Annotated in this window: 3 protein-coding genes and 1 pseudogene; all 4 read right to left on the bottom strand. The window is 74.8% G+C overall.

Annotated elements, in window-relative coordinates; genetic code table 11:
• Nucleotides 1–177, bottom strand: a pseudogene (locus CCN39_RS44320) (type II secretion system F family protein); the annotation flags it as partial.
• A 5-nt stretch (nucleotides 178–182) separates the two neighbouring features.
• On the bottom strand, nucleotides 183–941 hold the full coding sequence (locus tag CCN39_RS44315) for a type II secretion system F family protein (protein ID WP_086852772.1): 759 nt from the start codon (nucleotides 939–941) through the stop codon (nucleotides 183–185).
• Nucleotides 942–1,005: 64 nt separating this feature from the next.
• Nucleotides 1,006–2,157, bottom strand: coding sequence for a TadA family conjugal transfer-associated ATPase (locus CCN39_RS44310; RefSeq protein ID WP_086852770.1), 1,152 nt, complete (start codon nucleotides 2,155–2,157; stop codon nucleotides 1,006–1,008).
• 235 nt (nucleotides 2,158–2,392) lie between these two features.
• The gene (gene ssd, locus CCN39_RS44305; RefSeq protein WP_244211296.1) at nucleotides 2,393–3,409 is read right to left on the bottom strand and encodes a septum site-determining protein Ssd; all 1,017 of its coding nucleotides are present in this window, start codon (nucleotides 3,407–3,409) and stop codon (nucleotides 2,393–2,395) included.
• Nucleotides 3,410–3,530 lie beyond the last annotated feature (121 nt).

Below are 3,530 nucleotides of genomic sequence, written 5' to 3'. Positions count from 1 at the left end.
GGCGACCCCGCCGACCAGCACGGCTGTGGAGACGCCACCCACGGCCGCCGCGATAGGCAGTAGCGCGCGGTGGCGCTTGCGGACGGGCTTCGGGCAGCCGGTCAGTTGGGCGAAGCGCCGCGCGATGGTTTCGTCCGGCCAGCTCAGCAAGGCTCCGGCGAAGAGAAGGAGCGCCATGGCGGTCACCGGGTCCGCACCCGTCCGGTCAGGGCCCGGCACCAAGCCGTGCCCGCCCAGAGCAGGACGCACCCGGCGACCAGCAGCACCTGGCCCGGAGCGCTGCCGGTCAGCACGAGCAGCGGCGCCGCACCCATGGCCTCTCCGAGCAGCACGCACAGGACTGGCAGTCCGGTGAGCACGGCCGCGCTCGCGCGTGGCCCGGCGAGCTTCGCGCGCATCCGGCGGGCGAACGCCAAGCCCGCTTCGGCGTCGCGGCGGGCCGCGTCGAGGACGTCGGCCATCGGGAGGCCGTGGCGTTTGCCCAGCGTCCAGGCCGCGGCCAGCTGTGGCAGCGCCGACGCGGGCAACTCGGTGTCGAGCCGGGCCGCCGTCGCCAGGGCGCGGAGTTCGCCCGCCACCGCCGGGACGACGTCCGCGGCGGCTTCGGCCGCCGTGACCGGGTGAGCGCCGGATCGGAGCTCGGCCACGATCGTCCGCAACGCTGTCGCGGTGTGCGCAGCCACCGCCAGGTCCGCGGTGGCCCGGCGGTGAGCTCGCCTCTCCTGATTCCACGCCAGCGTCAGCACGCCGGCGGCGATCGCGCCTCCGGCTCCCGCCAGTAATCCGGCGAGGGCGGCCGGAAGCAGCCAGGGGACGACGCGCCACACCTGAGGCATCCGGACGGTGGCCGACGGCTCGATCATCACCTGGAGCCGGTTCGGCGCCGCAGGCCAGCACGCCAGGGCCGCTCCCAAGCACAGCGGGAGCCACGGGGTGATCACCGCCGCCTCCTTCGGTCGCGCGGGAAAGCGTTCAGCAGCAAGGAAATCCGCACCAGCAGGAGACTCAGCACGCGATCGCCCCCGCCATCGGGAAGAGGTGCCGGTCGACCGTCCACCGGCCCGCGCGCCACACCGGCACGACTCGGGCCCGGCCGTGTTCGGCACGGAGCACACCGACCTCGGTGAGGCGCCTGCGGCCACCCGGCTCACGCCGCATGTGCAGCACCACGCGGATCGCGGCGACGAGCTGGCTGTGCACGGCGTCGCGGCCGAGACCGCCGAGCGCCGCCAGTGCCTCGATGCGGGCGGGCACTTCCCCCGGGGAGTTGGCGTGGAGGGTGCAGGCGCCACCGTCGTGGCCGGTGTTGAGCGCGGTGAGCAGGGCACCGACCTCGGCGCCGCGGACCTCGCCGACCACGAGCCGGTCGGGACGCATGCGCAGCGCCTGGCGGACGAGCTCGGGCAGGCCGACCGCACCCGCACCCTCCACATTGGGCGGACGGGCGACGAGGCTGACGAACTGCGGGTGCGCGGGCTGCAGTTCGCCGGCGTCCTCTACGCAGACGATCCGTTCGCCCGGGTCGACGGCGCCGAGCAATGCGGCCAGGAGCGTGGTCTTGCCCGCGCCCGTGCCACCGGTGACGAGGAACGCCATCCGCCTCGAGACGACGGTGCGGAGCAGTTTGGCGCCGGCCTCGTCGAACGCGCCGAGTTCGCCGAGGGTGGTGAGGTCGTGCGTCGCCGGGCGCAGGACGCGGAGCGACAGGCAGGTGCCGCCGGCCGCGATCGGCGGGAGGACGGCGTGCACGCGGATGCGGCCGTGCGGGCCGGCGCCGGGGAGCCAGCCGTCGACGTAGGGCTGCGCGTCGTCGAGGCGGCGGCCCGCCGCGAGGGCGAGGCGCTGGGCCAAGCGGCGGACGGATTCTTCGCCCTTGAAGCGGATGCCGGTGCGGGCGAGGCCTTGCGGGCCGTCCGTCCAGACTTCGGCCGGGCCGGTGACGAGCACGTCGGTGGTCGCCGGGTCGTCGAGGAGCGGGGCGAGCGGGCCGGCGCCGACGAACTCGTCGCGGGCTTGGCGGGCCGCGTCGAGCACCGCGTCGTGGCCGAGGGCGCCGCCCGCTTCGGCGCGGACGGCGGTCGCGACGGCGACCGGATCGGCCCGGCGGCGGTCGCCGGCCAGGCGGTTGCGGACGCGGTCCACGAAGTCGGTGGTCATGAGGTCGCCCGTCTTGCTCGGTGCGTCGGTTGCGGGGTGGCCGGTGGGTGGTCACGCGATGCGGTGACGCGGGTGCCCGGCGGTGGGCATGCGTGTCGCTCCGGCCGGCGCAGCAGCGTCGAGAAGGTCGCCGCGCCTGCCGGGGCTCGGGCCAGGAGGCTGATGACCGTCGGCAGCAACAGCTCCGACACCCTGGTCGGGGCGCTCGTGGGACGCAGATCGGTGGCCGTGCCGGTCATCGGGTGGCCGCCTGGGCTTCGCTGCGGGCCCTGTGCAGGATTTCCGACGCCGTCGTGGCCAGCGGGCCCCTTGGTTTCGTCGGGAACTCGGCGCGCTCCACGGCTCCCCAGAGGTTGCGCTCCGGGGGCATCGAGGCCATCAGGGGCGGGCCGATCAGGGTGTCCGTGTTGACGGCCGGGTCCTTCGAGTGTCCACACGCCACCAAGCCGATGCGGGCCGTCAGTTTCGACAGGCGGTTCAGGACCTTCTTCGCCGCCAGGCACGCTCGGAACTCCAGCGGCACCATCAGCAGGACCAGGTCGGCCCGCAGCACCACTTCCTCGGACGCCTCACCGAAACTGCGCGGAAGATCGCACACCACTGTGCGGCCCGCGCGGCGGCCGGCGGTCAGGATCGCCGACAACGACCCGACGTCCGGGCCCTGCCCTCCCGGACCGGACGCGAGCACCGGGAGGGTGCCGCCGCGGTGACTTCGCTGAGGGAGCGACGCGGCCAGCGACGAGACCGATGCCCGGCCGCTCAGCTGCAGGTCCGGCCAGCGTTTGCCGGGCGTCTTTTCCAAGCCGAGCAACACATCCAAGCCGCCGCCGAGCGGGTCGCAGTCCAGCAGCAACGCGCCGCCCGGATCGCGGGCGGCCGTCAGTGCCAGGGTCGCCGCGAACACCGACGCGCCCGCGCCGCCGCGGCCGCCGACCACGCCGAGGACCAGGCCGGGTTGCTCGGCCGGTGTCTCGACGACGTCGGCGAACGCGCCGGCCAGCACGGTTTCGTCGTCGGGCAACGAGATCACGCGCTCGACGCCGCCGCGGAACGCGTGCTCCCACGTGTCCGGGCCCGGGCTACCCTTGCAGACCAGCAGGATCCCGCCGCGCCGGGGCAGGACCGGCCGGTGCCGCACGGTTTCTTCGTCGAGGACCACCAGTGGCGCGCGGGCCCAGCGCCCGCTCGCCGCTGTCAGGTCCGGTGCGCTGTCGAGCTCGCAGCCCGCGACGGTGGAACCCGGGCCACCCACGGCCCGCACCGACGACGGGGGAGGAACGCATGACGGGGGAACGACCGCTGGTGATCGCCGCGGACGAAACCGTGCTCGACGAGATACTGCGCGTGGCCGCGGTCGCGGGCTGCGAGCTCGA

Origin of the sequence: Amycolatopsis kentuckyensis (assembly GCF_002155975.1) — a bacterium.
Classification (GTDB): Bacteria; Actinomycetota; Actinomycetes; order Mycobacteriales; family Pseudonocardiaceae; genus Amycolatopsis; species Amycolatopsis kentuckyensis.
This window is presented reverse-complemented; position numbering and strand designations above follow the sequence as displayed.